The 2,938-nt window shown below is 70.9% G+C and carries 3 protein-coding genes and 1 pseudogene; all 4 read left to right on the plus strand.

Annotation, left to right across the window (positions count from 1 at the left end):
• The first annotated feature begins 273 nt into the window (after positions 1-273).
• Positions 274-732 (plus strand): 30S ribosome-binding factor RbfA, encoded by a 459-nt coding sequence (rbfA, locus tag VLF38_RS04105; protein ID WP_325270013.1) that lies wholly within the window; start codon positions 274-276, stop codon positions 730-732.
• Positions 729-1,616 carry a tRNA pseudouridine(55) synthase TruB gene (gene truB, locus VLF38_RS04110; protein ID WP_325270014.1) on the plus strand — a complete coding sequence of 296 codons (888 nt, stop codon included), beginning with the start codon at positions 729-731 and terminating at the stop codon, positions 1,614-1,616. The genes rbfA and truB overlap by 4 nt, the downstream gene beginning before the upstream one ends.
• Before the next feature lie 25 nt (positions 1,617-1,641).
• Positions 1,642-2,580 (plus strand): bifunctional riboflavin kinase/FAD synthetase, encoded by a 939-nt coding sequence (locus VLF38_RS04115; protein WP_325270015.1) that lies wholly within the window; start codon positions 1,642-1,644, stop codon positions 2,578-2,580.
• 115 nt (positions 2,581-2,695) lie between these two features.
• A pseudogene (locus VLF38_RS04120) lies at positions 2,696-2,938 on the plus strand (hypothetical protein); the annotation flags it as partial.

Consider the following 2,938-nt stretch of genomic DNA (forward strand, 5'->3'; position numbering starts at 1 on the left):
TGGCCGACAACCTCGACCTCGCCTCGCTCAAGCGGGAGAAGGACGACGCGGCGGAGGTCCGGGAGGGCTTCGAGTGCGGTCTCGTGCTCAAGAACTTCCAGGACATCAAGGAAGGCGACATCGTCGAGGCGTTCGAGATGCGCGAGATCCCGCGCGGCTGATCGTCGTACGACGTGGGGCGGGGCTGGCCTTCGGGCCGGCCCCGCTTCCGTCTCTCCACCCCATCTAGACTCACCGTGCGCGGAGCGCGCACAGCACCCCAGGAGGTCCTTCATGGCCAGCCCTCGCGTCCGCAAGGTCGCCGACCGGATCAAGGTCGTCGTCGCCGAGATGCTCGAGCGCCGGATCAAGGACCCGCGCCTCGGCTTCGTCACGATCACCGATGTCCGGCTCACCGGCGACGGCCAGCAGGCCTCGATCTTCTACACGGTCCTCAACGGTGACCGCGAGGAGACCCAGAAGGCGCTCGACTCGGCCAAGGGCCTGATCCGCAGCGAGGTCTCGAAGCAGCTCGGCACGCGCATCGTGCCGACCCTGACCTTCATCGCCGACGCGCTCCCCGAGACCGCGCGCGAGATCGAGGACGCCCTCGCCAAGGCGAAGGCGGCCGACGAGGAGCTCGCCGCCGCGCGCGCCGGCGCGCAGTACGCCTCGGACGAGGACCCGTACAGGAAGCCTCGCGTCATCGAGGACGAGGACGACTGGGACGACGAGGACGACGACGAGGAGTGAGCACTCCCGTCACGCCGGGCCTGGTCGTGGTCGACAAGGCCGGCGGCATCACCTCGCACGGCGTCGTCGCCCGCGTACGCCGCCTCGCCGGCACGCGCAAGGTCGGCCACGCCGGCACCCTCGACCCGATGGCGACGGGTGTGCTCGTGCTCGGCGTCGACCGGGCCACGCGGCTGCTCGGCCACCTCATGCTCACCGAGAAGGCGTACGACGCCACGATCCGCCTCGGGATCTCGACGAACACCGACGACGCCGAGGGTGAGGTCACCGCGCGGGGGGGTGCCGGCCACATCGACGAGGCCACGGTCCGCGCGGCGCTGGCGGGGTTCGTCGGTGACATCGAGCAGGTGCCGACCGCCGTCTCTGCCATCAAGGTCGACGGCAAGCGCGCCTATGCGATGGTGCGCGCGGGGGAGGAGGTCGAGCTGAAGGCCCGGCCGGTCACCATCCACGAGCTCGTCGTCCACGACGTGCGACCGGGCGAGCTCGAGCCCGAGACGACGATCGACGTGGACATCTCGGTCCGCTGCTCGAGCGGCACCTACATCCGGGCGATCGCCCGCGATCTCGGTGCGGCGCTCGGCGTTGGTGGTCACCTGACCGCGCTGCGGCGCACCGCGGTCGGTCCCTACACCCTCGAGCACGCGCGCACACTCGAGCAGCTCGACGCGGCATTCGCGGTGCTGCCCATCGCGGCGGCTGCGCGCGCGGCGTTCCCGGCGTACGACCTGGATGCGGAGCAGGCCCAGGAGGTGCGCTACGGACGCCGCCTGCCGCTGGCACTGACCGAGCTGACGGCCGTCTTCGCGCCAGACGGCGAGTTCCTTGCGCTCTACGAACCGCGGGACGATGCGGCACGACCCGTGGCCGTCTTCACGGGCTGACGAGTGGCTGTGGGAAGGTAGCGCCGTGCGAGTGTGGCGTGACGTGAGCGAGGTGCCGGCCGATCTGGCCCGCACCGTCGTGACCATCGGCAACTTCGACGGCGTTCATCTCGGCCACCAGCACGTGGTGGCGCGAGCCCGAGAGGTGGCGGCCGCGCAGGGCGTCGACCACGTCGTCGCGGTCACCTTCGACCCGCACCCGATGGCCGTTCTCCGACCGGACCACGCGCCGGTCATGCTGACCAGTCTCGACGAGCGGCTCCGCCTGCTCGGCGCGGCGGGTGCCGACGACGTCCTGGTCCTCCCGTTCAGCCGCGAGATCGCTGCGTGGACCCCCGAGGAGTTCGTCCAGCGGGTCATCGTCGACGGGCTGCGCGCCTGTGGCGTCGTCGTCGGTGCCAACTTCCGCTACGGCTGCAAGGCTGCCGGCGACGTCCATGACCTCGCCGTGTCGGGGGAGCAGCACGACTTCGTCGTCGATGCGGTCGCCCTCGACGGCGGCCCGCAGGTCTGGTCCTCGACGTACGTCCGCTCGTGCATCGCAGCCGGTGACGTCACCGGCGCCGCCGAGGCGCTGGGGCGGCCCTTCGCCATCCGGGGAGTCGTGGTCAAGGGCGACCAGCGCGGCCGCGAGCTCGGCTTCCCGACCGCCAACGTGCCGACGCCGGCCGAAGCGGCGGCGCCCGCCGACGGTGTGTACGCCGGGTGGCTCACGCGCCTCGACACGGGCGAGCGCTTCGCCGCCGCGATCAGTGTCGGCACCAACCCGACCTTCGACGGCGTCGTCGGCCACCGGGTCGAGTCCTACGTGCTCGACCGCACCGACCTGGACCTCTACGGCGTGGAGGTCGAGGTCGCCTTCGTCGAGCGCCTGCGCGGCATGGTGAAGTTCGAGGGCATCGAGAAGCTCGTCGAGACCATGCACGACGACGTACGCCGGACCCGCGAGCTGCTCGGCAGCTGACGGGCCGCGGCGCGTCGCTTGGCCGCGTGAGGGTCCGAAAGATCCGACTTAGGTAGGGGGCATCCCGGGGTTTTTCCGGATGCGCCCGTCGGTGGCGGGGTGCAGGCTGTGAACCATGCACCGACACGTCGCCGGCGCCCTGACGGGGCGCATCACGAAATGGCTCGTCCTCGGGTTCTGGATCCTGCTCGTCGTGCCGCTCGGCATGAAGGCCGGTCAGCTGATCGACGTCCAGAACAACGAGGCCTCCTCCTGGCTGCCCGCCACCGCCGAGTCCACCCAGGGATTCGAGAAGCTGGAGCCCTTCCAGGACCCCAACACCATCCCGACCGTCGTGGTCTACGAGCGGAGCGGCGGG

This window comes from Nocardioides sp. (assembly GCF_035481145.1).
GTDB lineage: Bacteria > Actinomycetota > Actinomycetes > Propionibacteriales > Nocardioidaceae > Nocardioides.